The organism is Labrys okinawensis (genome assembly GCF_047345005.1).
GTDB lineage: Bacteria > Pseudomonadota > Alphaproteobacteria > Rhizobiales > Labraceae > Labrys > Labrys okinawensis.
This window is the reverse complement of the sequence record NZ_CP178864.1, coordinates 1,395,052-1,420,608: the sequence shown is the minus strand read 5'-3', so window position 1 is coordinate 1,420,608 and position 25,557 is coordinate 1,395,052. Positions and strand designations below refer to the sequence as shown.

Below are 25,557 nucleotides of genomic sequence, written 5' to 3'. Positions count from 1 at the left end.
CTGCATGACGAAAAGGCCGCCGCTCGGCCACCTCCCCCAGCTTCGTGGGGGAGGCTCGCGTCGCGCCCTCGGCTCAAGCTTGCGCTTGGTCCCCGCCCTTTTCGATCAGCACCGTGACGTCCTGCAGGATGGTCGGCAAGGCGAAGCCCGCGGTGCAGGCAAGATAGCGCGGCTCGAAATGCGGGTTGAAGCGCGCCTTGAAGCCACGCAGGGCATCGAAATTCTGAATGTGGTCGCCAAAGCGGAACAGGAGCGGGGTGACGCGCTGCCAGGCCGGGCCCAGATTCTCGGTGGCGCGAGCCGGATTGGGCGTCAGGCCGAGATCGAAGCGCTGCACGCCGCGCGCCTTGGCGAGGCGCAGCAGGCGCAGCAGCATGAAGTCGAGCGCGTTTGGACCGAGATCCGGCAGATAACGCAGGATGTCGATGGCCCACTCTTCGTTGCCGCCGCTGCGCATCACCACGGCAAAGCCGACGATCTCGCCGGCCCGGCGCAAGATGGCGCAGTCATTGGTGCGGATCCATTCGGGCGAGAAGCGGCCGATGACGAAATGCCCCTCGCTCTGCCCGGTGCCCGCAAGCCAGGCCTGCGAGACCCCGTCGAGCAGCGAGATGGTCGCGGCGGTCGCCCCAGCCGGCACGAGATCGAGGCTGAGGGAGTGGGTATCCGCCCAGCCGAAGACAGCATTGGCGCCGCTGAAGGGCTCATCCGGCAGGGTGGCGAGATCGAGCCAGGCGTGATCGCCGATCGGCGTCAGGATCAGGCCCGCCTCGAGATAGTTGGCTCGCATCTGCGGCGAGGCCGAAAGCACCACAGGCCAGAGCCGCTCCCGCTCGGCCCGCTCGCCGAACACCCACAGCAGGTCCTGGACGACCGCCGGGGCGCCCAAGGGATCGCCGAGGGCGACCGAGGAGCCACCCGAGCGCGCCACCACCATGGCGGCATGGCCAAGGTCGCTGGCCAGCAGCATCTGACCCGGCAGCAAGGCGAGGCGCGCCTCCGCCGAAGGAACGCGCGCCACCAACGCTCTGAGATCGACGGCGCTGGCCGGCACCAGGCCGATGCCGCCCTTCCAGTAGACGGTGAGGAAGCCGATGGCGACGGCGGCTACCACAGCCAAGCTGGTGGAGCGCAGGAAGCGCGACATCTCATAGCCCTGGCCAAAGCGCAGCCAGAGGTCGGGCGTGTAATCGACAAACCGGAAGGCGAAAAAGCCGATCCACACCGTCACGGCCAGCATGGCAGCGATGGCGCCAAGCAGGAGCGGCGAATAGTCGACGCCAAAAAGCGTGGCGCTGCGCGGAAAAGCCGGCCGGCTGAGAGCGAGCACCAGGAGCGCGCAGCACAGGGTCAGCATGAAGCGCCAGTCGGCGCTGCGCAGGAGCGTCGCCACAGTACCGACGATCAGTACGATCATCGCCGCCTGCCACGCCGACTCGATGCGTCGGATCAGCCCGCGCGCCAGGAAGAGCAGCGCCACGCCGGCCAACGAGGCGACCAGATGCGAAACCTCCAGCACCGGCAGCGGCACGAGAGCAGTGAGCAGGATCCGCCTTGCCTCGCTTGCCGGCACGACGCCGGTGATCAGCAGGGCACCACCTGCCAGGAACATGGCGCCGGACACCAGGATCGGCGCCAGCGGCTTCATGATGCCGGAGACCTGATCCACCATCTTGCCGACGAAATGGCGGCGGCGCGCGAGCTCATAGGCGCCGAGGATGGCGAGCGCGAGCGCGAAGGGTATGAAGTAGTAGATGACGCGGAACAGAATGATGCGGCCGAGCAGGATCGGCTCGGGGATCTGCGGCAGCGCCACCAGCATGGTGGCCTCGAATGGGCCGAGGCCGCCGGGCGAGTGGCTGAGCACGCCCAGGAAGGCGGCCAGCACATAGATCACCATGAAGGTGAAGAAGGGAATGCCCGCTGCCTGCTCGGGCAGCAGGACATAGAGCGCACCGGCGCCGGCGCAGACGTCGAAGATGCCCAGCGCGATCTGCATGGCGGTGACCTTGCCGCCCGGTAGCGGCATCGACCAGCCTTCGACCGCCACCACGCGCTTGCCTGTGGAGACATAGGAGACATAGCCGACGATGAGGCCGATCAGGATGAGGCCGATCGCCATGTTGAAGATCGTCGGCAGATGGTCCACCCCGGCCACGGATTGCGGCACCAACAAGAGGCCGAAGGCCAGCACCGCCCCCATGCCGAGCCAGAAGGTGAGGGTGCAAACCAGCGTAAGCGCGGCGATCTGCGGCCCGGACAAGCCGGCGCCGCCATAGACGCGGTAGCGCACCACACCGGCGGTGAGCAGCGGCACGCCCAGCGTGTAGCTGATGGCATAGGAGGTAAAGGAACCGATGGCGGCGGTGGAATAGGAAATGTCCTTGGCCCCGATCTGCTTCAGCGCAAGGCCGTCATAACCGGTCAAGGCGAGGTAGGAGCAGGCGGTGAAGACGATGGAGAGTGCGACGGCCAAGGCCGGCGTCGCCGTGAAGCCCGCCACTACCTCGTCCGGCTTGACGGTGCGCAGGAGCGAGGCGAGCACCACCAGGGCCCCGACGAACAGGGCGATCGAGAGGATCGGGCCGACATAGTTCCAGGGCACGCGGCGCAGGACCCGCCGGAGTGCGGACAGGCGGCCTCCTTCAGGGGGCAGGACGAGCAATGTCGATGCCGGCCTGTTCTCGTCCTTTTCCGCCGTCACTCATCAACTCCCAAACCACGGTCCTGCAACAGGCCTGCCTTATGCGCGCAGGAAGACCGAATTGTGAAGAGGGGCGTGGCGCGATTCAGCGTTGGGGCGCCGAATTCGGGCAAGGAAAATGGATTCATGAAAGGGCGTACGCAAAGCGTTCGGGGATCCAGTTTGCCTATCTCGGTTGACGCAGAAGCCGTCGTTCAAGAAAGGTCCGCATGTCGCGGCGCCCATCTACAACGCAATAGATAACCACATCGGTCCCGATAACGCGGTAAATGATCCTGAATGGCATATAATGAGCTTCGCGATATTCCGAGACGCCGAGACTGACGAGTTCCTTGGGAACATTGCCCCTTTGAGACATGTGTGCGAGGCCAAGACAGAGATCGTCAAGAGCCTGCAGGACACGTTCAGCGTTCGTTATCGAGTCATTGCGAGCGATATAGCGATAGATATTCTCAATATCGGCCTGGGCCTCGTCGGCAATCACCACGCGGAGAGCATCAGGCATCACGCCTGGTTCTTGATGCGCTCGCGGATACCTTGAAATGCCTCCGAAACGGGGCGCACCTTGCCCTGTTCAACCTGCTGATTGGTCAGTGCCAACACTTTCAGGAGCGCAAGCGTCTCTTGAGTTTCTTCGTACTGCGCAACGTCTTGCAACACCGCCCTGGCCTCGCCATGAAGCGTAATGACAACGGGATCCGCGCCCTCGGAAAGGCCACGGATTATCTCCGGAGCATGCGCTTTCAGATAGCTGATTGGCTTCACACGGTCGGCGATCTTCATCCGCGGATCTCTCAATGACCAAAATAAGGACCGAATGTAGTCCGCGCGAATGCAAAACCACAACACGCCGATTTGACCTTTGCCCACCGGACCCTACTCCCGGCTGATCGTCCGCAACCGGGAGAGCAGCGCCCGGATCTCCGCCTCCGGCAGCGTGGCGATGTCCCGGGCGAGCCGGTTGGCGAGTTCCGTCGCCTGGGGCGTAAGACCCGCCGTGTCGACGACGGCACGGGGATCGGAGAGCGCGGCGAGGCGCTGCAGGTCTTCCGCTTCGTCCCAGATGATGTTGAAATGGGCAATGATGCGCTGGATCAGGAGCCAGGTCGGCCGCCCGCGCTTGCCATGCTCCAAAGCCGAGAGATAGGCGGGGGAGACGCCGAGCGCGGCCGCCATCTGCTTGAGGCTCTGGCCACGGGCGGCGCGCAGGTCGCGCAACTTGGCACCGAAGGGCGTCATGGATGAGGGCCCTTGCGCAGGCGCCGCAGCCGGACATAGAGCGCGCCGCTACCGCCATGGCCCTGATGCGCCTCCTCGAAGCCGAGGACAAGGGGTCTGAGATCCGGCATGCGCAGCCATTGCGGCACGACGCGTCGCAGCACGCCGCGCTCATCAGCCGAGAACAGGCTCTCTCCGCCCGTGCCTCCCTTGCCCGTGATCACCAGCACCATGGAATAGCCGCGCATCTGCGCGATGGCCAGAAAGCCGCGCAGGGCGCCATGCGCCTCGGCCTGGCGCATGCCATGCAGATCGATGCGTGCGTCGATGGCGCGGGTGCCGCGCACCACCTGGCGGCGCTCATGCTTGTCTATCGGAGCGATTGGCGGCAGAGGGGGCGCTACCGGCTTGACCGGCTTCGGAGCGGCCGACTTCGCCTTGGGTACCGGCTTGGCGGCCGGGCCGGCGGCTGGTTCCAGTGCCTCCTCCGCCGGCTTGGGCACAGGCTTGCGGCGCCGGCGCTTGAGCGGCGTCACCTCGCGGGTGACGTGGGCCCAGAGTTCGCTGTCCTCGGCGGTCAGCTCTTTGCGGCGGCGGGTGGTCACCTAGCGCTCCCCGCTTTGGAAGCCGCCGCTGGCCTGGGCCACAGCACTATGAATTCGCCGCCATGGCGCACCGCGCCGGCGATCGCTCCCGCCTGATCGCCCGTGCCGAAGAAGATATCGGCCCGCGCCGCGCCGATGATGGCCGAACCGGTGTCCTGCGCGATCATCAATTTGCGGATCACCTGCGGTTTTACCCCGCCGCCGACATCGGGAATGGCTGTGTCGATGAAGACCGGCAGCCCATAGGGCCAGATCTTGCGGTCGATCGCGATGGAGCGCAGCGGGGTCACCGGCAGGCCCTCGCCGCCGATGGGGCCGGCATCGCGGCCGAGAAAAGGCGCGATCCTGAAGAAGACAAAGGATTTGTTCTCTTGCATCACCTCACGCGCCACCGCCGGGTCCTTGGCCAGAAAAGCCCTCAGGCTTGCCATGGTGATTTCGCGGGGCGGCACGTTGAGCCTCTGCGCCACGATCCGGCCAATGCCGGTATAGGGCTGACCGTTCTTGCCGGCATAAGCGTAGCGCACGGTGCTGCCCGTGGGCAGCCGCAGCGTGCCGGAGCCCTGCACCTGCATGAAGAAGCGGTCGACCGGGTCGGCGATAAAGCCGATCTCGAGCCCTTGCCCGTCCAGCGCTCCGTCCTCGATCGCCTTGCGGTCTGGGTAGACCTCAAGGCTGCCGTCGGACTTGCGCCGTGCAGCCGTGTACCCCTCGAGACCGGGCGGGACGGCACTGGGATCAAGGGTCACGAGGTCGGAGGGACGATCGAGCAGCGGGGTTTGATACGGCCCCTCGCGCGTGAGCGAGCCGGGGATTTCCGGCTCGTAATAGCCCGTATAGAACGCTTTTCCGGCCACGGGACCGCTGCCCTCCGGCGGACTGATGCGCCAGGGGGTGAAGTTGTCTTCGAAGAAGCCACGAGCCGCACTGGCATCGAGCGGTCCCAGTTTCAGCGCCTTCTGGCAGAGTGTGACGAGATCCGCCGGCGCCGGCACACCGTCATTGAGGGCTGGATTGCCCTGCGCTTGGGAGCGGCAGGAGGCGAGCCAGACCTGGAAGGCCTTGGCATGATCGTCACGCCCCCAGCCGGCGAGATCGCCGAAGGATACGGGTTCTGCCTGCACGCCAGCAGGCAAGGGCGGCGGCAGAGGGTCGGAGGTTAGCTTGCGTTCCGCCGCGCCCGCCACGCCGGCGATTACGGCAAGCGCCGGAACGAGGCCCAAACTCCAGAAAATGCGCATGACATGGATACCGTCGCCCGCCAGCCTTGCCCCGACACCACCTATTCGCCGGTGGCGACCAGGCGCCAGTTGGGGTCGCGGGTGCTGGTATCGCGCGCAAAGGTCCAGGTGTCGGTGACGGTTTCGACCTTGTCGAGGCTGCCATCGACAAGAGTGCCTGACTTGTCCTTGGTGACGCTGATCATCTGGGAGGCGAACCTCACCGTCACCTCGGCCATGCGGCCCTTGGCGACGGCCTGGGTGATATCGGCCTTGTCGATCGACACGAAGGTGGATTGCACGCTCTCTCCGCGTGTCTCGCGTTCGCCGATATCATGCGAGAAAGCCTCGAAGTTCTCGCGCGAGAGCAGGCCCTTCAGTGTCTTGCGGTCGCCATTGTTGTAAGCGGTGACGATCATCTCATAGGCCGCCTTGGCGCCGGCCGAGAACGTACCTGGCTGGAAGGTAGGATCGAGTGCGGCAATGGCATCGAAGCCGGTGGCCAGCGCCGAGCCCGGCTCGGCAAAGCCTTCCCAGCGGAAAGTCGGCGCAGGTGTCTCGCCAGGAATACCCCCTTCGGGCTCACGGGATGGAAGCGTCACCACCTTCTCGTCGCGAGCCGGCGGCGGGGCATCACGACGCAATCCCTCGAAGGGCGGCGGCTCCGCGCCCGTCCGTTCGCCCAGCACCGAGCGAAGCTTGAAGATCACGAAGACCGCAAGCCCGAGGAAAACGAGCGTGATAATATCGAAACTGCCCATCTGACCTTCAGCATCCAACCGATCGAACCAATGTCCGCAATATCGGCTTCACTCACCCGTGGCAATGCCACAGTCCCCACCTATATGGTGTCAAATATGTAACTTGCCAGTCTCTATGCTACCATGAACACTGAACGTGGTCAGCATGCGGCAGGTTCCGCCAAGACAGAAGGCTCCCACCGGAGTAACCGCGCCGATGATCGCACGCAGCTTCAATGTCCCCGCCAACTGGGCCTGGCTCGGCCTTGCCGGTCTGGCGATCCTGCCCTTCGCCGAACTCACCGCCTTCTTCTGGGTGGCGTCCCGCGTTGGCCTGCCCTTGGCGCTGATCGCCCTGGTGGCGACCTCCTTCGTCGGCGTGTCGCTCCTGCGCAGGCAGGGGACTGCCGCTTTCTCCCGGCTGATACGCGCCTTGCAGGGGGGCGAGCCGAACGGCGCCGCGCGCGAGAGCATGATGGTAGCGCTCGGCGGTGTCCTGATGATCATTCCGGGCTTCGTCACCGATGTCATCGGCTTCGCCCTGATCCTGCCGAGCCTGTTCAGGCAATGGCGGGAGGGCCCGCCCGTGACGCGGCGGACCCGCCCGGGAGCCGCCAGCGGCGATCCCAAGGTGATCGACCTCGACAGGGACGAGTGGAAGCCGGTCGACTAAGGGGGTTGCGGAAAGGTTGCCGCTGCTTTCCGACAAGAGCCTGGGTCGAAAAAGATCCAGGCAGGCGCACGCCAGCTTAGGCTTCAGACTGATATTCCGGCAGGGCGGTGATCTGATCGTCGCCAGGCGAGCGCCTCACCCGCCAACGCCGGGGCCAGAGGCCGGGCTCTTCCTTCATGAGATCGCCGAAGGCTTCGAAGGCCGCCTCCCACGACACCGTGCGATTGCTGCCATCCTCGAGCTGCATGGCAAGCACATCGGTCCGCGGCAGCAAGGAAAGCACGTCATGAGCCCAGGAGGAGACCGAGAACATGGCTGACCCGCGCTCCACCACCATGAAGGTGGCCACGAACATGTCGATGCCTGTCTCCTCGTGCACCCGGTTCAGAAGGCGCTGCTGCGTCTCATAGAGTTCCCAGGCCTGGAGCGTTTCTACCCTGTGGGCTAGCCGCTCGACCTCGCTATTCCCCGTCGGCATGAATTTCGTCCACGACCGGCCATCATGGCGGTAGAGACTGGCCGAGCAGGGATAGAGTTCGCGGGTTACGGATTGCTCGGCCAAGGTCAGCACACGGGTGAGGCCGGCCGTATCCTCGCTGCCGGTGACATAGATCAACCCCCGTGTCAGCGGCGCCACCACCGGTGAGCCGCGCAGGCTGAGATTGCGGAAGATCTCGGGAAAAAGCATGGCGCAGGGCTGATAGTCCGGCACCCAGGCGCCCGCCAGCACCCCATCCTGCAGGCGTGTGAAGCCGGCCGGCACCACCTCGTGGCGGATATTGGCCAAGGCGATCTTCAGCGCATTCTCGACTGAGATTCCCCACTCGCGCAGGCGCTGCGCGTCGACATGCAGCATGCTGACCTGGGTGTCGACCACCGGACGAACGATCAACTCGTCGACCAGGGGCTCGAAGGCATAGGGCACGATATCCGTGTGGGCGCCGCCATCGAGCGTGGCCTGGAGCTGGGTGGCGGCGTCCCTGCCGCGCAGACGCAGCGTCGGCTTCAGCAGCGGGGCAGCCGTATCCAAGGTGGAGACGTCGATCTTCGGCGCCTCGATCACGGTGGCGACAAATCGCTCCAGCTCCATCCGCCTCTTATGCTTCGCCAGCCCCTTCGTCCTGGCGAAAGCATTGTCGAGAAACCAGGTGTGGTCGGCCCCGCGCAGGGCGAAACGTTCGGCATCGTAGGAGAAATTCGTGCCGCCCGCGCGCTCCAGAAGCTCGATTGCTTCCTGAACGAACGCTTCTCTCGTCACTTCCTTTGGCGAGAACAGCCAATCCAGCAAGCCCATGCTCACATCGCCCTTACGTCATGGCCGCACTATGACCCGGGCTTGGGCCTGGGTCATAGCGCGAATTGGCGTAAGGGCGAAGATTTGGTTTACGTGTAGCAAGTGGGAGACTCAGGCCAGCAGTCCCCTCGCCTCCGTGTCACCCAGCGCGGCCGGGCGTTCGCAGCTCTGTTCGATCGCAACGGTCCTGCTCTCCGCCGCGGCGGTAAGAATGCCCTCCATGACCGCCAGCACGTGCAAGCCGATCTCGCCATTGGCCCGGTGCGGACGTTTGTCGAGGATGCCACGCGCCATGTCTGCAAGGCCGAGACCACGGTAATTGGCGACACCAGGCGCGTCCTTGGGCCAGTTTGCCTCGCCGAAACGGTCCTTGCTGGTAGCATGGCCCACCCAGGGCTGGCGGCCTGCGGCTAGCGACACCTCACCGCCGAACCAGTTGGGATCGGGCACCCGCATGGACGCCGTGGTGCCGTGCAATTCCAGCGGCAATTGCCCATGAGCCCACACGTCCCAGCTTGCCATGAAGGCGATCTGCGCCCCCGACCTGAAGGCAAGCAGCGCCTGGATCGAGGTCGGCGTCTCCACCTTGATGCGCTGGCCGTTGAAGGGCGAGCCCTCGGTGGTGACGATGCGCTCCTCGAAACCGCTCTGGCTGAGCGCCACCACACTGGCGACCGGCCCGAGCAACGTGACGAGCGTGGTGAGATAATAGGGGCCCATGTCGAACACCGGCCCGGCGCCCGGCTTGAAGAAGAATTCCGGATTGGGATGCCAGGCCTCCATGCCATGGCCCATCACCGCCGCCGTGCCGAGCAAGGGCTTGCCGATTTCGCCAGCATCGATGCGACGCCGCGCATCCTGGATGGAGGCGCCGAGCACGGTATCGGGCGCCGTGCCGATGCGAAGCCCCTTGGCCCTGGCGGCCTCGATCAGCTTGACGCCATCGGTCAGCCGCGTTGCCAGGGGCTTTTCGCCATAGACATGCTTGCCGGCTTCGATCGCCGACATCGACACGCCCGCATGCGCCTCGGGGATGGTGAGATTGAGGATGATGTCGATGTCGTCAGCCGTCAGGATATCGTCGATGCTGCGCTTTTGCAGCCCGTATTTGTCCGCCTGCTTCTGCGCCGCCCCGTCCTTGAGATCGGCGCAGGCGATGAAGTCGTAGTCTCGGAACAGCGCTGCATTGATGAGATAGATATCCGAAATATTGCCGCAGCCGATCAATCCGACGCGCAAGGGCATGGTGGTCTCCTGAATTCAAGGTGTGCCGGTCCTCTGAATCACGTCGACCTTCAGTCGACGTCGTGGGCACGGCATGGAAATCGAGGCCCTTGTCCGAAAGGGCGGTAATTTGTTGGCAGTTGCGATGGCGGCCGAGAGATCGGCACCATTACGCATTCGCGAGCTTGCGCATGGCCTCGGCGCTCACGGTAGCGAAGCGCTTCAGGTCGGAGGGGTTATCGTGTTCGGCCACCATGATCTCGGCTCCTGCCTTGACGCAGAGCGGCCAGATCGTGGCCCAGTCGACCACACCTGTGCCGACATCAGCCCAGCCATCCTCGTTGGTATTCTCGCCAGCCGGAGCGATGTCCTTGACGTGCACCAGCGGCATGACCGAGCCGTAGCGTGCGATCCAGGCCTTTGGATCGGCCTTTGCGCGCACGACCCAGGCGACATCCGCCTCCCACCTCACACCATCGGTGAGGATATGCTCGATCGGGAAGGAGCCGTCCGGCAAGGCGATGAACTCGAAATCATGGTTATGCCAGGCAAAGCCGCGGCCGGCCTCGCGCACCTTTTCGCCGATCCTGGCAAGACGTTCGCCGAAGGCCTTCCAGCCCGCGGTGTCGCTGGGACGAGCCGCCGGCACCAGGAACGGCACCACAATGGTCTCAATGCCGAGCGCATCGGCGATGTCGAGGTTACGGTCGAGCTCGCTCTCCAGGGTGTCGATGCCGAAATGGCCACTGCGCGCCTTGAGGCCGAAGTCCTTGAAAAGCTGGCTGGCTGCGGGCACGTCGACATAGAAGGCACCGTAGGGTTCGACCGTGTCGAAGCCGGCATCGGCAATGATCTTGAGCTGATCCTTGAGCGGGGGAAAATTGCGGGCTGAATAAAGCTGGAAAGAGAGGGGATTGGTGAGAGCCATGATGGGTCCTTTCAGAAATTTAAGAAAAATCAAAGCGTTGGGATGATCAAAGGCGAGGGCTACAACCGTTCTCCCGTCTGAGCGTCGAACAGGGAGGCGCGGGCGGCATCGAAGTGGAAAGTGACCTCGTCGCCGCTCTGGACGATGTTGTCGCCGTCGACACGGATGGTGGCGGGCGTCCCGCCGAGGCTGGTCCACAGCACGGTGTCGGCGCCCATCGGCTCGACGATGCTGACCTTGCCTCCGGCAGAATGCGTGGCGGCAGGTCCCGCGCCGAGTTCGATATGTTCGGGCCGGATACCGAAGACCGCCTTGCGCTCGCTGGGCTGGCCGGCAAAGCCATAGGCCGAAAGATCGATGCTGTCGCCCGCTGCCTCGAAGCGCCAGCCGCCGGGACCGCCAGCGACTTGCCCCTCCACGAAGTTCATGCTGGGCGAGCCGATGAAGCCGGCGACGAACTGGTTGGCCGGCTTGTGGTAGATCTCGAGCGGGCTCGCCAATTGCTGGATGACACCGCCCTTCATCACCGCAATGCGATCGGCCAGGGTCAGCGCCTCGATCTGGTCGTGGGTAACGTAGATCATGGTGTTGCCGAGGTCCTGGTGGAGCTTCTTGATCTCCACCCGCAGTTCGTTGCGCAGCTTGGCGTCAAGGTTGGACAGCGGCTCGTCGAACAGGAAGACATCGACATTGCGCACCAGGGCACGGCCAATCGCGACACGCTGGCGCTGGCCGCCGGAAAGCTCCGAGGGCTTGCGCTGCAGAAGCGGCTCGAGATGCAGCAGCTTGGCCGCCTTGGCAACCCGCCTGGCAATCTCGTCCTTCGGTACGCCACCGATCTTGAGCCCGAAGGACATGTTGCCCTCGACGCTCATGCGCGGATAGAGCGCATAGGACTGGAACACCATGCCGATGCCGCGATCGGCAGGCTCCGCCCAGGTGACGTTCTTGCCCGAGATCCAGATCTCGCCGTCCGTGATGTCGAGCAGGCCGGCAATGGCGTTGAGCAGGGTCGACTTGCCGCAGCCCGAGGGGCCGAGCAGCACGATGAACTCGCCCTGCTTCACATCGAGTTGCAGGTCGTCCAGCACCGTGACGGCGCCATAGCGGATCGCCAGATCCTTGACCGAGACCGACACGCTCTTGGCGGCAGCGGGAGCATTCACGGGAGCTTCCATGGCACCTACCCTAGATTTTGCTAGCCTTTGACTGCGCCGGCGGCGATACCGCGCACAAACCAGCGACCAGAGATGAAATAGACGGCGAGCGGGACGGCGGCGGTGAGGATGGTTGCCGCCATATTGACGTTGTAGACACGCTCGCCCGTGGTCGAGTTGACGATATTGTTGAGGAGCACCGTCATCGGTGAGTTGGTGCTGCCCGCGAAATTCAATCCGAGGATGAAGTCGTTCCAGATGCCGGTAATCTGCAGGATCGCCGCCACCACGATCATCGGCGTCGACATCGGCAGGATCACGTAGAAGAAGATCTGCCAGAAGCCGCCGCCGTCCACGCGCGCGGCCTTGAAGAGTTCGATCGGCAGGCTGGCGTAATAATTGCGGAAGATCAGCGTCATCAACGGCAGACCGAAGATGGTATGGATGGTGATGATGCAAGGCAGGGTCTGGAAGATACCCGCCATCGACGAGAACCGTACCAGTGGGTAGATGAAAACCTGATAGGGGATGAACGCGCCGATCAGCAGTATGCCGAACAGGACATTGGCCCAGCGCACATTCCATAGAGACAGCGCATAGCCGGTGATCGCTCCGACCGAGATCGAGATGATGGTGCTCGGCACCAGGATCTTCACCGAATTGAGGAAGCCGACGCTAATGCCGTTGCAGTTCAGGCCCGTGCAGGCGCTCGACCATGCGGTGCCCCAGGCAGTGAAATCCAGGCTCTCGGGCAATGAAAAGATATGCCCCAGCCGGATCTGCTCCATGGTCTTGAGCGAGGTCAGCACCATGATGACGGCTGGCAGAAGGAAGAATGCCGCCGCGATCGCAAGGAAGACATAGACGCCGGCACGACCGGGGGTGAGACCCGCGGGGCGGCGTCCCCTTGGCTGGATGGCGGTGTCGCTCATCACATCCGTCCTCCCTGCCTGCGGAAATAGGTGTAATAGAGCCAGGGCGAGACGACGCAGATCACCGTTATCAGCATGACGGTGGAGGCTGCAGTGGCGAGGCCGATGTTCTGGCGCTGGCCGAGATTGTCCATCACGAATTTGGCCGGCATTTCCGAGGATGTCCCCGGGCCGCCGTTGGTGAGCGCGACGACAAGGTCATAGACCTTGATCACCGAAATCGAGAGCAGGACGGTGGCCGTGGTGATCGTCGGCGTCAGGATTGGGATGATGATCGAGACATAGACCCGCCAGGAAGGGATGCCGTCGATCTTCGCCGCCTTCCACAATTCGGTGTCGACCCCGCGAAGGCCGGCCAGCATCAGGGCCATGACCAGGCCTGAGGCTTGCCAGACCGCAGCGATAACCAGGGCGAACACCGCCAGATTGTTGTTCACCGCCCAATCGAAGGTGAAGCTGGTCCAGCCAAGCCCTCGCACGGTGTTCTGGATGCCGAGTTCGGGATTCATCAGCCACTGCCAGATCAGGCCCGTGACGATAAAGGACATGGCATAGGGGTAAAGAAAGATGGTGCGGAAGGTATTCTCGAAGCGGATTTTCTGGTCCAGCGCCACAGCGAGCAGAAAACCGACGATGAGGCACAGCACGATGAACAACACCCCGAACACGGCCAGATGCCAGATCGAGACCTGCCAGCGGTCGGAGGTGAACAGCCGCACATATTGCTCGAAGCCTACAAAATGATAGACCGGCAACAGCTTGGAACTGGTGAAGGAGATCACCACCGTCCATGCCATGGTGCCCAGATAGGCGACAACAACAATGATCCAAGCGGGCAAAAGCGCGACTGTGGCCATGGTCAGGCGAAACGGGCGCGGTTGAGACGGCAATCGTGCAGGCGCGGTCATGGTGACCTCCCTCGGGCGCAGTCTTCCAAGATCGAGGCATGCTGAGACCGCAGGCTGCGGCTCGGCGGCATCGCGCAAAGTTCAATGCCGCTGAGAAACCTGCAGGTCCCGGCAGGATCAGTTCGCTGCCTTCATCGCTTCGGTGAACTTGGCGATGAAATCGTCCACCGTGGCGCTTTTGTTGTTGAGGAAGTTGGTGATGACGTCATCCAGCGTACCACTGAGGTCGGCGGTAAGCAGGAGGTCGACCACCGGGGTCTGGTGCGAGGGATCGGCCAGAAGCTTCATGCCCTTCTGGGCACAGCTGTCGAACTTGCTGGCATCGACGTCGGTGCGGACGGGCATCGAGCCTTTCTGGATGTTGAACAGCACCTGCGTTTCCGGCGACAGCATGGTCGTCGCAAGCAGATTCTGTGCCTTGAGCTGGGCGGCGTCGGCGGTCTTGGGGAACACGAAGACGTCGCCGCCGATCATCAGCTCGCCATCGCTGAGGCCCATCTGGCAGTAGAAATCCTTGCCGGCCTCTTTCTTGGCCGCCTTGAATTCGCCCTTGGCCCAGTCGCCCATGAACTGCACGCCGGCCTTTTCGGTGATCAGCAGGGCCGTCGCATCATTCCAGTTGCGGCCCGGTGCACCCGGATCGAAATAGTCGCGCATCTTGCCGAAGATCTCGGCTGCCTTCTTGAATTCCGGCGTGGCGGTCGCGGTCACATCATGCTTGTCATAGAGATTGAGATAGGTGTCCTTGCTGATGGAAAGCAGGATGTCGTTGAAGAGGATGTGTTCCTGCCAGGGCTGGCCGCCCAGGGCGATGGGGATCAGGCCGGCGGCCTTGATCTTGTCCATATCCGCAAAGAACTCGTCCCAATCCTTGGGCGGCGCGGCGATGCCCACCTTGTCGAGCACCGGTTTGGAATAAAAGGCCCAGTTCTGGCCGTGCACATTGACGGGAACTGCGTAGAAATGGCCATCACGGCTCGCCGCCTCCACGAAGGCCGGCGGCAGGAAGGTCTTCCACTTGCCCTCGTCGGCGACCTGGTCGAGCGTATTCAACAGGCCCTGGCTGACGAGGTCATCGAACTGCTTGCCGGTATTGAACTGCGAGGCAGTGGGCGGATTGCCGCCGACAATGCGGTTGATCGCGGCGGCGCGGGCAGCCTCGCCACCGGCCACGGCCGCATCGACCCAGACGCCTCCGGCCTTTGCATACTGATCCGCGAAGACTTTGACGGCCGCAGCTTCGCCACCCGAGGTCCACCAATGCATCACTTCGGCCTTGGGCTTGTCCTGCGCCAGGGCGGAACCTGCCAAAGCGAGGCTTGCCAGTACGACCGCGATAGCGGTACGGGAATAACGGGCCGGCAAAATTTCAGACATTTTTACCATGGACATTCTCCCTGAAGCGTTGCATCTTTAGTTTATGTAATCGATTGCACGCTTGAGGATATTGATTGCGATCGAGGTTCATGTCAAGGGGGGAGTTGCAGGAGCCGAAAGAGGCGCGCAAGGAGAGAAACAGGCGTGCTTTTGTTGAGCGATCAGCATCTTAGCGAACGGTAATAGCCATGGCTTCCGCTAAACCAAGAGCAAAGCGAGTGCAGCGCAGGGACCCGAGGGAAGCCGCCAAGGCCCGCATCGGCGATGTCGCGCGTGCCGCCGGCGTCTCCACCGCCACGGTCAGCCGCGCCCTCACCTTTCCCGACCGCGTGCTGGAGGAGACGCGCGAGCGCGTGTTCGCCGCGGTGCGGCAACTCGGCTACACGCCCAATGTCGCCGCCCGCCAATTGCGCGCCGGCTCGTCCAGGACGGTGCTGGTGGTGGTGGGCAAAAGGCGCAACCCGCCCTTCTTCAGCGAGGTGCTGCGCGGCATCGACGTCGCCCTCGGCCAGGCCGGCTATTCGGTGCTGATGGGCAATCTCGGTATCCACGACGACAACACTGAAAAGCATCTGGTCGACCTCGTCTTTGGCGGCTTCATCGACGGCGCGCTGGTGCTCTCCAATGCCGTGCCCGCCTATGGCGGGCGCTCGATCATCGATTCCGGCATGCCGATCGTCGCCATCTGCGCCGAGGCCGACGGGCCGAACATCCCCGCCGTGCTGGTGGATGACGAAGTCTGCTGCCGGGCGCAGACCCGCTATCTGATCGAGATGGGCCATCGGCACCTCGCCTACATCGCTGGCCCGGAAGGGAATTTCAACGAGGTCGAGCGTTACCCCGGTTTCCTCGCCGAGCTAGCGGCAGCGGGTCTGGGACCTGACGATTTCGTCCGCTTCGAAGGCAATTACGACTTCGCTTCGGGAGTTGCTGCCGGCGAGGCCTTCCTGAAGCTCGAACGACGCCCGACCGGCGTGGTCTCCTGTTCCGACGAGATGGCCATCGCCTTCATGAAGACGATCAGGCGCGCGGGCGTGCGCGTGCCCGAGGACGTCTCCATCGTCGGCTTCGACGGCATCGAGATCGGCGAATATGTCGAGCCGACCCTGACCACGATCCGCCAGCCACGTTTCGAACTGGGCTCGACGGGAGCCGAGATCCTGCTCGGCATGATCAAGGGGGAGGCAGCCCCGCCCCGCGTGACGGTGCTGAAGGGGGAGCTCGACAAGCGCGACAGCGCGGGGCCGGCGAGAGGGTGAGCCAGGTTCTCGGGTCCGGCAGCGGATAGGCGCTGGTGGCGACGTCAACGGGACGGCGTGCACAAGGTGAATAATTCCCTTCTTGCACGCCTGCGAAAAATCCCTATATTGCGGCTGTCTCGATGAGACATCTCATAGACGGTCCATGGATCGTTGGTTTGTGAGAGTGGGCCCCACCCGGGACCCGCTCTTTTTGTTTCGAGGGTTGCTTGTCCGAGCCCGGATCCAACATTGTCAGCGAAGCCGATCTTGCGGCCGATGCCCTGAATGAGCCACGCCGTCTCACCGAGACGGGCGTTGCCGCGCGGGTGGCCGAGATCGTGGAGCGCACCATCCTGCCGATGGGCTATCGCCTGGTGCGCGTGCGCCTCACGGGGACCAATGGCGGCACCGTGCAGATCATGGCCGAGCGGCCCGACGGCTCCATGACGGTGGATGATTGCGAAGAGGTCTCCAAGGCCGTTTCGCCGGTGCTCGATGTCGATGATCCCATCGGCAAGGCTTATCACCTGGAAGTTTCCTCGCCTGGGATCGACCGGCCGCTGGTGCGCGCCTCCGACTTCCAGCGCTGGGCCGGCCATGAGGCCAAGATCGAGATGACTCTGATCGTCGCCGGTCGCCGTCGCTTTCGTGGTATCCTGCTGGGGGGCGAGGGCAACAAGGCCAAGGTCCGCCGCACGGATGCCCAGCCCGGCGAAGCCACCGACGTCGAACTGAAGATCGATGAGATGAGCGAAGCCCATCTCATTTTGACCGACGCGCTGGTGACGGAATCGCTTCGCCGTGCGAAGGCCGCCTCCAAGGCACTGGCAGCGCAGATCGAGGCAGAAGACGAGGCTGAGTTGGACGCCGAGGAGGCTCCGCAGCCCAATAATCCGCGGAACCATAAGCCGCACAAGCAACCAAAAACTCGCTGAGAGGAAAGAACCATGGCCGTCAGCGCGAATCGCCTGGAACTCCTGCAAATCGCCGATGCCGTCGCCCGTGAAAAGGTGATCGACCGCCAGATCGTGCTTGCCGCCATGGAAGATGCGATCCAGAAGGCCGCGCGCTCGCGCTATGGCCAGGAGACGGAAGTCCGCGCCGAGATCAATCCCAAGACCGGCGAGATCCGCCTGTCCCGCCTGCTGCAGGTGGTCGACCAGATCGAGAACGACGCCACGCAGATCCTGGTCGAGGACGCTCGCCGCAAGAACCCGGCCGCCCAGATCGACGATTGGATCGCCGAGACCCTCCCGCCCTTCGATTTCGGCCGTATCGCTGCCCAGTCCGCCAAACAGGTCATCGTGCAGAAGGTGCGCGAGGCCGAGCGCGACCGCCAGTTCGACGAGTTCAAGGACCGCGTCGGCACGGTGGTAAACGGCCTGGTCAAGCGTGTGGAATATGGAAATGTCGTCGTCGATCTCGGCCGCGGCGAAGCCGTGGTGCGCCGCGACGAATTGCTGCCGCGCGAGGTCTTCCGCCCGGGCGACCGCATCCGTGCCTATCTCTTCGACGTGCGCCGCGAGCAGCGCGGCCCGCAGGTCTTCCTGTCGCGCACCCATCCCCAGTTCATGTCCAAGCTCTTCGAGCAGGAAGTGCCTGAGATCTATGACGGCGTGATCGAGGTGAAGGCCGTGGCCCGCGATCCCGGCTCGCGCGCCAAGATCGCCGTGATCTCGCGCGATTCCTCCATCGACCCGGTAGGCGCCTGCGTCGGTATGCGCGGTTCGCGCGTGCAGGCCGTGGTTGGCGAACTGCAGGGCGAGAAGATCGACATCATCCCCTGGTCGCCGGATGTGGCCACCTTCATCGTCAACGCGCTGCAGCCTGCCGAAGTGTCGAAGGTGGTGCTCGACGAAGATTCCGAGAAGATCGAGGTCGTGGTGCCGGAAGCCCAGCTGTCGCTGGCCATCGGCCGTCGCGGCCAGAATGTGCGCCTGGCGTCGCAACTGACCGGCTGGGACATCGACATCCTTACCGAGGCCGAGGAAAGCGAGCGCCGCCAGAAGGAATTCGTGGCGCGTACGCAGACCTTCATGACCGCCCTGAATGTCGACGAAGTCGTCGGCCAGTTGCTGGCGTCGGAAGGCTTCCGTACGGTGGAGGAAGTCGCCTATGTCGATCCCTCCGACGTGTCCTCGATCGAGGGCTTCGACGAGGAAACGGCGGCCGAGATCCAGACCCGCGCCCGCGACTATCTCAATGCGGTCGAGGCCGAATTCGACGCCAAGCGCAAGGCGCTGGGTGTCGAGGACGAACTCAAGGATGTCGAGGGTGTCTCCACCGCCATGATGGTGGCTCTCGGCGAGAACGACGTTAAGTCGGTCGAGGATCTCGCCGGCTGCGCCACCGACGATCTCGTCGGCTGGACCGAGCGCAAGGATGGCGAGACCACCAAGCACGCTGGCTATCTCGACGGCTTCGATCTCACGCGCGACGAGGCCGAGGCGATCATCATGGCTGCCCGCGTCAAGGCCGGCTGGATCGAGGCTCCCGAGGAAGCCGACGAAGAAGAAGCCGCCGGCGAAGAAACTGCATCTGCCGAGCACGGAGCATGACCCGCCGTGTTGACAACGCCGAGCTTCGAAGAGCGAGATGACCGCCGGGCGCGCGAGCGCCTGTGCGTCGCCACGCGCCTCGTGCGGCCTGTCGACACGCTGATCCGCCTGGTCCCCTCACCCGATGGGGTTCTGACGCCCGACCTCAAGCGTTTGCTGCCGGGCCGTGGCGTCTGGGTCACCGCCAACCGGGCGAGCTTCAACGAAGCGATCCGCAGGAAGGCCTTCGCCCGCTCGCTGAAGCGTCCGGTCGAAGTTCCCCCGATGCTGCCAGACATGGTCGAGACGCTGCTCGAAAAGGCCGTGCTCGACATGCTCAGCTTCGCCAACAAGGCCGGGCTGGTGATTTCGGGCTTTGCCAAGGTGATGGACGCGCTCGATTCCGAACGACTCTCGCAACGTATCGTGGCCCTGATTCAGGCCCGGGATGGAGCGGAAGATGGGGCAAGGAAGCTTGCGCAGGCCGTCCGGCGCGCCTATTTGGATAAAAATGCACCCGACATCATAATGAATCTCGATTCCGCCCATTTGGATTTGGCATTAGGGCGGACAAATGTGATACATGCTGCGCTCTGCGCGGGCCCGGCGGCAACCGGTTTCCTGGATCGCGTTGCAGCGCTCGCTTTCTGGCGGGATGGCGGACTGGCTTCGGCCGAGGACGTTCCATCCCTGAAAGCCCCGCTGCAAGCGGACGACGAACCCTCAACGCAAGATGCCGCCCCGTCGCAAGACGGCGACGACGTCATCTGAACTTTTGTATGAAACGGGGCGACCCGCAGGATTTGGCACGGAATGACTGATACGAAGAACCCGGGCGATACGCTGACTGTTACGCCCACCAAGACGTTGACTCTGAAGCGGCCTTCGAGCGCGCCGGATACGGTGCGCCAGAGCTTTTCGCATGGCCGTACCAAGACAGTCGTCGTCGAGACGGTGAAGCGGCGTCCGTCAGGGCCCACTCCCACGCCGGCACCCCAGCAGCAGCCCGCCGCTGCCGCGCCGCCGCCGCGTCCGGTGCCGCAGGCCCCGACAGTGCCCCCGCGCCCAGTGCCGCAGCCGCCGGCGCCTGCTCCACAGCAGGCCGCTCCCGCGCCGCGCCCGGTCGAGGTCGCCAAGGTGGTGGAAGCGCCAAAGCCCGTCGAGGCTCCCAAGCCCGTCGTCGAGGCACCCAAGCCCGTTCAGGCGCCTGCCCCGGTGGCCGCCGCTCCCGCTGTTGCTCCCACGCCGCCCCCTCCTGCCGTAAGCGCACCTGCTCCGCGCACCGAAGCCCCTGCGCCGGTGGCTGCAGTGCCGCGTCCGGCGCAGCCGCAGGTCCAGGGTCGCCCCGGCCAGCAGCCGCAGGCCAACCGTCCCGGCCAGCAGGGCCGCCCGCAGCAAGGCGGCCAGCGTTCGGGCGGCAATCGCCCCGGCGCCGGCATGGTGCTGCGTACGCTGTCGAACGAGGAAATGGACGCGCGCACCCGCGTGCTTGCCGAGGCTCGTGTCCGTGAGGCCGAGGATCGCAAGCGCGCCGCCGAGGAAGCGATTCGCCGCGCCGCGGAGGAAGCGCGCCGCGAAGAAGAGCGCAAGATCGCCGAAGCGCGCAAGCGTGAGGAAGAAGAGCGTCATCGCCGCGAGGAAGAAGCTCGTCGTCACGGCGAGGCCGAAGCCCGTCGTCATCTCGGCGAGGCAGCGCCCGCTCCCCGCGATGCCGGCGCGCCGCGACCCGCTGGCGGTTATGGCGAGCGCCGCGAAGGCGAACGCCGCGAAGGTTTCACTGACCGTCGCCCCCCGCGTGAAGGCAGCGCCCCCTATGGCGATCGTCGTCCGCCGCGCGAAGGCGGCGCAGGCCCCGGCGGTGAGCGTCGCGGTCCCCCGCGTGATGGCGCCGCTCCGTTCGGCGAACGCCGCGGCCCGCCTCGCGAAGGCGCAGGCGGCTTTGGCGAGCGTCGTGGTCCGCCCCGTGAAGGCGGCGCAGGCGGTGGCTTTGGCGAACGTCGTGGTCCGCCGCGCGAAGGCGGTTCGAGCTTTGGCGACCGTCGCCCTGGCGGCGGTGGTTTCGGCGCCAATCGCGGCGTGTCCGCCTTTGCGCCCGCCGAGCCGGCAATCACGCCGCCCGCAGGCCGCAATGTCGGCGGTCCCGCCCGTGCCCGCACCGTCGTCGACGATGACGAGGGCGGCCGTGGCGTGCGCCGCGGTCCTGGTGGTGCCGGTCGCGGCGCCGCCGCCGCCCCGCGCCGCGAAGCAACGCCTCGTGTCACCGAACAGAAGGGCCGTGGCCGCCTGACCGTGACCAGCGCGACGGGTGATGAGGACGAGCGCACGCGTTCGGTCGCCTCCTTCCGCCGCCGCACTCAGCGCATGACCGGCCACCGCGTGGTCGAGACCAAAGAAAAGATCATGCGTGAGGTGGTGATTCCGGAAGCGATCACCATCCAGGAACTCGCCAACCGCATGTCGGAACGCGCCGTTGATGTCATCCGCCTCCTGATGAAGCAGGGCGAGATGAAGAAGATCAACGACGTGATCGATGGCGATACTGCGCAGCTGATCGTGGAAGAACTCGGCCACACTGCCAAGCGCGTGTCGGAAGCGGATGTCGAGGAGGGCCTGTTCGGCGAAGCGGATATCGACGATCATCTGGAGCCGCGCCCGCCGGTCGTGACCATCATGGGCCATGTCGACCACGGCAAGACTTCGCTGCTCGACGCGATCCGCAAGGCGAATGTGGTCTCCGGCGAAGCCGGCGGCATCACCCAGCATATCGGCGCCTATCAGGTGACCTCGCCGCTCGGCGGCAAGATCACTTTCATCGACACGCCCGGCCACGCAGCCTTCACGGCCATGCGCGCCCGCGGTGCGAAGGTGACGGATATCGTCGTGCTAGTGGTGGCTGCCGACGACGGCGTCATGCCGCAGACGGTGGAAGCCATCAATCACGCGGCCGCCGCCAAGGTGCCGATGATCGTGGCGATCAACAAGATCGACAAGCCGGACGCCAAGCCCGAGCGCGTGCGCACCGAGCTGCTGCAGCACAATGTGCAGGTCGAGAGCATGGGCGGCGAGACCCTCGAAATCGAGGTTTCCGCCAAGCAGCACACCAATCTCGACAAGCTGCTGGAGGCCATCCAGCTGCAGGCCGAGATCCTCAACCTGCAGGCCAATGCGGAACGTCCGGCCGAGGGCACCGTTATCGAAGCCAAGCTCGACCGCGGGCGCGGCCCGGTCGCCACGGTCCTGGTGCAGCGCGGTACGCTCAGGGTCGGTGATATCGTCGTCGCCGGCGCCGAATGGGGCCGCGTGCGCGCCCTCATCAGCGATGTCGGTGCCAACATGTCGGAGGCCGGTCCGTCGGTTCCCGTCGAGGTGCTCGGCTTCAATGGCACGCCGGAAGCGGGCGACCGCGTCGCGGTTGTCGAGAACGAGGCCCGTGCCCGCGAGATTACCGAATATCGCGAGCGCCAGAAGCGCGAAAACGCTGCCGTGCGCCTGTCGACCGGCCGTGGTTCGCTCGCCGACATGATGGCCGCCGTCAAGGCTGGCACAGGTGCCCGCGAGCTGCCGCTGGTCGTCAAGGCCGACGTGCAGGGTTCGGTGGAAGCGATCATCGGCGCCCTCGACAAGGTGGGCAATGATGAGGTGAAGGCTCGTGTCATCCATTCGGGTGTCGGCGGCATCACCGAATCCGACATCACGCTGGCCGAGGCCTCCGGCGCCGCGGTGATCGGCTTCAACGTGCGCGCCCACAAGGAAGCACGCGAAGCGGCCGAGCGCACCGGCACCGAGATTCGCTACTACAACATCATCTACAACCTCGTGGATGACGTGAAGGGCGTGCTCTCGGGCCTGTTGGCTCCGACATTGCGGGAAGAGTTCCTCGGCAATGCGCAGATCCTCGAAGTGTTCAACATTTCGAAGGTCGGCAAGGTCGCGGGCTGCCGCGTCACCGATGGCCATGTCGAGCGTGGCGCCAATGTCCGCCTCATCCGCGACAACGTGGTCATCCACGAAGGCAAGCTCTCGACGCTCAAGCGCTTCAAGGACGAAGTCAAGGAAGTCCAGGTCGGTCAGGAATGCGGCATGGCCTTCGAAAACTACCAGGACATGCGCGCTGGCGACGTCATCGAGTGCTATCGCGTCGAGGAGATCAAGCGCACGCTCTGATCGGCCTCATGAGAGATCGAGCATGGCCGGGCTCGTCCCGGCCATGTCTTTTTGAGCAGACCGATTCCGTTCCCGGGAGGTACAGTGCGTTTTACTTTCGGATCGAATCATCAAGAATCGCAAAATGCTTTTGGTACCAGTAGGTTAATCTTGAGACCCGTTCCTACCTGTACGCATTTTGCTCTAGTGCAGACCGATATGGCCCGCTTCTCCATCCTCCTGGCCGGGACCGCCTTGCGGCATGGGGGCATGGCCCTGGCTGGGCTCATAGCCCTCTCGCTACAGGCTGGCCCTGCTGCGGCGCAGGTGTGCGACAAGGTGGCGGGCGCGGGCTGGACGTCCGCCAATGGTCCCCTGGCCATGGGTCCTGCCTGGTACGCGCCTGTTGTCGCGGGGCTTCTCATCGCCTGGTTCGCGGGCAAGCCCTGGCTGACCTTCCTGGCCGGGGCCGTCACGGGGATCATGGCGGCGATGGGCGCTCTGGCGCCTCTCGTGGACGAGCAGGTCTATAATCTTGCCATCTCCGAGGGATGCATCTCGCGCGAGAATGATATCTTGGACATGGTTCTCAACGCCGGGCTGGCCTTGAGCTATGTCCTGCTCGGGCTGTGGCAGCGGCATAGATCGGCCAACGCGCTGCCCTGACGGACAAACGGAACTTCAACGAAAGCAACAATGCCCAGACTGACACCCCCATCCTCCAAGGCCCCATCGCAGCGGCAATTGCGTGTCGCGGAACTGATCCGCCACGCCGTTGCCGAAGCCCTGCAGCGCGGCGAGATCATGGATCCCATGCTCGAAGGCAGGGTGATCACCGTGCCGGAGGTGCGGATGTCGCCCGATCTCAAGGTCGCGACCGTCTATGTCATGCCGCTGGGCGGCAAGGACGGCGAGGCGGTGATCAAGGCGCTGGCCGCCAACGCCAAGTTTCTGCGCGGCCTGATCGCGCGGCGCGTGACCATGAAGTTCGCGCCCAATCTCCGCTTCCTGCTCGACACGACTTTCGACTACGCCTCCAAGGTCGATGGCCTCCTTCGCAAGCCGGAAGTCAGCCGCGATCTCGAGCAGAAGCTCCCCGGCTCCGAGGAGGACGAGGTATGAGCGCCCCCCGTTCGAACCGTGTCGAGGTCAACGGCTGGGTCATCCTCGACAAGCCTGTCGGCATGACGTCGACACAGGGCGTCGCCGTGGTGAAGCGCGTGTTCAACGCCAAGAAGGCCGGCCATGCCGGTACGCTCGATCCCCTCGCCTCGGGCATCCTGCCGATCGCACTGGGCGAGGCCACCAAGACGGTTCCCTATGTGATGGACGGTCGCAAGGTCTATCGCTTCACCGTGACCTGGGGCGTGGAGACCAATACTGACGACACCGAGGGCGAGGCCATCGCGACCTCGGACAAGCGCCCGACGCTGGCCGAGATCGAGGCGCTGCTGCCGCGCTATACCGGCGTGATCAGCCAGGTGCCGCCAAAGTTCTCGGCCATCAAGATCGATGGGGAGCGCGCCTATGACCTCGCCCGTGATGGCGAGGAGGTCGAGCTCGAAGCCCGCGAGATCCATATCCACGAGCTCAGGATCGTCGAGAACAGCGCCGAGGCCACCACCTTCGAGGCCGAGTGTGGCAAGGGCACCTATGTGCGCGCCATCGCCCGGGACCTCGGTCGGGATCTCGGCTGCTACGGCCACGTCACCACCCTGCGCCGGGCCGTGGTCGGCACATTCGACGAGCAGGACGCGGTGACGCCGGATGAATTGCGCGCCATGAAGGACGGCGGGCAAGACCTGCCGCCGATGGAAGACGCCCTGCTGCCGGTGGAAACCGCGCTGGAAGCCCTGCCGACACTCGCTGTTTCCCAGCATGATGCGAGCCGTCTTGCGCGGGGCCAGAGCATCATCCTCCGCGGGCGCGACGCGCCGATTTTCGAAGGCGTGGCGGCGGTGATGTCCGGCGGCGTGCTGGTGGCGCTGGCCGAACTCGAACGCGGCGAACTGCTGCCCAAGCGCATCTTCAAGCTCGGCGGCGTGGGCGCTTGACCCCCTGAGACTGCCCAGGTCACAGCCCCTCACCCAATCCGACACTGGCACGGCGATTGCTTGGCAGACCCAGCAACCTGCACCAGCAAGGGATCCAGCCATGGCCTATGAGGAGACCTTCATGCGCAGGGCCCTTGCCCTGTCGCGGCAGGCGCTCGACAAAGCCGGCACCGAGCCCTTTGGTGCCGTCGTGGTCCTGGATGGGGCCATCGTCGGAGAAGGCCTGAACCACTCACTTGCCCATTTCGATCCCACCTCGCATAGCGAAGTCGAGGCGATCCGGAATGCCTGTCACCGACTGCAATGCATCGATCTCTCGGGTGCCGAGATGTACACCTCTTGCGAGCCCTGCGCGATGTGCGTGGCGGTGATGGAGGTCGCCGGTATCGGCCGGCTCTATTACGCCTCCTCAATGGCACAGGCCGGCGATGCCTTGGCAGGGCTGACCAGGGAGCAGCGCCACCCTGTCGATGTCGACAGGCTGCGGCGCGAAGCTGGAGCGACGGTCGACAAACGGGCCGTCCCTGCCGAACAGCACCTCGACACGGAGGCCGCCGCAATCCTGCGGACCTGGGCCGGGACAAGGAAAACCGCTTGAGACC

The 25,557-nt window shown here is 64.5% G+C and carries 23 protein-coding genes and 1 pseudogene; 10 read left to right on the top strand and 14 right to left on the bottom strand.

The genetic code is table 11. The annotated features are described in order from the left end of the window. Positions 1-73: 73 nt before the first annotated feature. The 7 genes from ACMDCR_RS06815 to ACMDCR_RS06785 all read right to left on the bottom strand — a co-directional run bounded on the left by ACMDCR_RS06815 (position 74) and on the right by ACMDCR_RS06785 (position 6,508). The gene (locus ACMDCR_RS06815) at positions 74-2,704 is read right to left on the bottom strand and encodes a phosphatidylglycerol lysyltransferase domain-containing protein (RefSeq protein WP_413991798.1); all 2,631 of its coding nucleotides are present in this window, start codon (positions 2,702-2,704) and stop codon (positions 74-76) included. A 166-nt stretch (positions 2,705-2,870) separates the two neighbouring features. Continuing rightward, positions 2,871-3,209, bottom strand: a complete 339-nt coding sequence (locus tag ACMDCR_RS06810) for a type II toxin-antitoxin system RelE/ParE family toxin (RefSeq protein ID WP_413991797.1) — start codon at positions 3,207-3,209, stop codon at positions 2,871-2,873. Further along, positions 3,209-3,487, bottom strand: a complete 279-nt coding sequence (locus tag ACMDCR_RS06805) for a type II toxin-antitoxin system Phd/YefM family antitoxin (RefSeq protein WP_413991796.1) — start codon at positions 3,485-3,487, stop codon at positions 3,209-3,211. Before ACMDCR_RS06805 ends, ACMDCR_RS06810 begins: the two co-directional genes overlap by 1 nt. A 93-nt stretch (positions 3,488-3,580) precedes the next feature. After that, positions 3,581-3,943, bottom strand: a complete 363-nt coding sequence (locus ACMDCR_RS06800) for a helix-turn-helix domain-containing protein (protein ID WP_413991795.1) — start codon at positions 3,941-3,943, stop codon at positions 3,581-3,583. Beyond that, complete coding sequence (locus tag ACMDCR_RS06795) at positions 3,940-4,527, bottom strand: Smr/MutS family protein (protein WP_413991794.1); 588 nt, start codon at positions 4,525-4,527, stop codon at positions 3,940-3,942. Before ACMDCR_RS06795 ends, ACMDCR_RS06800 begins: the two co-directional genes overlap by 4 nt. Continuing rightward, positions 4,524-5,768 carry a murein transglycosylase A gene (locus tag ACMDCR_RS06790; RefSeq protein WP_413991793.1) on the bottom strand — a complete coding sequence of 415 codons (1,245 nt, stop codon included), beginning with the start codon at positions 5,766-5,768 and terminating at the stop codon, positions 4,524-4,526. The genes ACMDCR_RS06795 and ACMDCR_RS06790 overlap by 4 nt, the downstream gene beginning before the upstream one ends. Positions 5,769-5,809: 41 nt before the next feature. Further along, positions 5,810-6,508 (bottom strand): Tim44/TimA family putative adaptor protein, encoded by a 699-nt coding sequence (locus ACMDCR_RS06785; RefSeq protein WP_413991792.1) that lies wholly within the window; start codon positions 6,506-6,508, stop codon positions 5,810-5,812. A gap of 196 nt (positions 6,509-6,704) precedes the next feature. Between ACMDCR_RS06785 and ACMDCR_RS06780 the strand changes: the two genes are divergently transcribed. Further along, entirely contained in the window at positions 6,705-7,160 is a 456-nt protein-coding gene (locus ACMDCR_RS06780; protein ID WP_413991791.1) for an FxsA family protein, read from the top strand. Between the two features lie 76 nt (positions 7,161-7,236). Here ACMDCR_RS06780 and ACMDCR_RS06775 read toward each other — a convergent pair whose 3' ends face one another. From ACMDCR_RS06775 to ACMDCR_RS06745, 7 genes are all read right to left on the bottom strand, one after another. Further along, on the bottom strand, positions 7,237-8,454 hold the full coding sequence (locus ACMDCR_RS06775; protein WP_413991790.1) for a hypothetical protein: 1,218 nt from the start codon (positions 8,452-8,454) through the stop codon (positions 7,237-7,239). A gap of 111 nt (positions 8,455-8,565) precedes the next feature. Next, positions 8,566-9,699 carry a Gfo/Idh/MocA family protein gene (locus tag ACMDCR_RS06770; RefSeq protein ID WP_413991789.1) on the bottom strand — a complete coding sequence of 378 codons (1,134 nt, stop codon included), beginning with the start codon at positions 9,697-9,699 and terminating at the stop codon, positions 8,566-8,568. A gap of 148 nt (positions 9,700-9,847) precedes the next feature. Beyond that, positions 9,848-10,606 (bottom strand): sugar phosphate isomerase/epimerase family protein, encoded by a 759-nt coding sequence (locus ACMDCR_RS06765; RefSeq protein WP_413991788.1) that lies wholly within the window; start codon positions 10,604-10,606, stop codon positions 9,848-9,850. A gap of 59 nt (positions 10,607-10,665) precedes the next feature. Next, complete coding sequence (locus ACMDCR_RS06760) at positions 10,666-11,784, bottom strand: ABC transporter ATP-binding protein (protein WP_413991787.1); 1,119 nt, start codon at positions 11,782-11,784, stop codon at positions 10,666-10,668. 20 nt (positions 11,785-11,804) lie between these two features. Continuing rightward, complete coding sequence (locus tag ACMDCR_RS06755) at positions 11,805-12,695, bottom strand: carbohydrate ABC transporter permease (protein WP_413991786.1); 891 nt, start codon at positions 12,693-12,695, stop codon at positions 11,805-11,807. Beyond that, a complete protein-coding gene (locus ACMDCR_RS06750; RefSeq protein ID WP_413991785.1) occupies positions 12,695-13,603 on the bottom strand; it encodes a carbohydrate ABC transporter permease in 909 nt (302 codons plus the stop codon). Before ACMDCR_RS06750 ends, ACMDCR_RS06755 begins: the two co-directional genes overlap by 1 nt. Before the next feature lie 117 nt (positions 13,604-13,720). Beyond that, positions 13,721-14,989, bottom strand: coding sequence for an ABC transporter substrate-binding protein (locus tag ACMDCR_RS06745; protein WP_413991784.1), 1,269 nt, complete (start codon positions 14,987-14,989; stop codon positions 13,721-13,723). A gap of 209 nt (positions 14,990-15,198) precedes the next feature. Here ACMDCR_RS06745 and ACMDCR_RS06740 point away from each other — a divergent pair, with 209 nt between their 5' ends. From ACMDCR_RS06740 to ACMDCR_RS06700, 9 genes and pseudogenes are all read left to right on the top strand, one after another. Beyond that, a complete protein-coding gene (locus ACMDCR_RS06740; RefSeq protein WP_413991783.1) occupies positions 15,199-16,239 on the top strand; it encodes a LacI family DNA-binding transcriptional regulator in 1,041 nt (346 codons plus the stop codon). A 209-nt stretch (positions 16,240-16,448) separates the two neighbouring features. Continuing rightward, positions 16,449-17,156, top strand: a complete 708-nt coding sequence (gene rimP, locus ACMDCR_RS06735; protein WP_413991782.1) for a ribosome maturation factor RimP — start codon at positions 16,449-16,451, stop codon at positions 17,154-17,156. Positions 17,157-17,168: 12 nt separating this feature from the next. Continuing rightward, complete coding sequence (gene nusA, locus ACMDCR_RS06730; RefSeq protein ID WP_413991781.1) at positions 17,169-18,779, top strand: transcription termination factor NusA; 1,611 nt, start codon at positions 17,169-17,171, stop codon at positions 18,777-18,779. A gap of 6 nt (positions 18,780-18,785) precedes the next feature. Further along, a complete protein-coding gene (locus ACMDCR_RS06725) occupies positions 18,786-19,529 on the top strand; it encodes an RNA-binding protein (RefSeq protein ID WP_413991780.1) in 744 nt (247 codons plus the stop codon). Positions 19,530-19,571: 42 nt separating this feature from the next. Then, positions 19,572-22,922, top strand: a complete 3,351-nt coding sequence (gene infB, locus ACMDCR_RS06720; RefSeq protein ID WP_413991779.1) for a translation initiation factor IF-2 — start codon at positions 19,572-19,574, stop codon at positions 22,920-22,922. A gap of 198 nt (positions 22,923-23,120) precedes the next feature. Beyond that, a complete protein-coding gene (locus ACMDCR_RS06715) occupies positions 23,121-23,567 on the top strand; it encodes a hypothetical protein (RefSeq protein ID WP_413991778.1) in 447 nt (148 codons plus the stop codon). A 30-nt stretch (positions 23,568-23,597) separates the two neighbouring features. After that, positions 23,598-24,023: a 30S ribosome-binding factor RbfA gene (rbfA, locus tag ACMDCR_RS06710; protein WP_413991777.1), complete on the top strand. Its 426-nt coding sequence runs from the start codon at positions 23,598-23,600 to the stop codon at positions 24,021-24,023. Beyond that, positions 23,957-24,955 (top strand): annotated as a pseudogene (gene truB / locus ACMDCR_RS06705) (tRNA pseudouridine(55) synthase TruB); the annotation flags it as partial. The gene rbfA and the pseudogene truB, both read left to right, overlap by 67 nt. A gap of 100 nt (positions 24,956-25,055) precedes the next feature. After that, positions 25,056-25,553 (top strand): nucleoside deaminase, encoded by a 498-nt coding sequence (locus tag ACMDCR_RS06700; RefSeq protein ID WP_413991776.1) that lies wholly within the window; start codon positions 25,056-25,058, stop codon positions 25,551-25,553. The last annotated feature ends 4 nt before the right edge of the window (positions 25,554-25,557 follow it).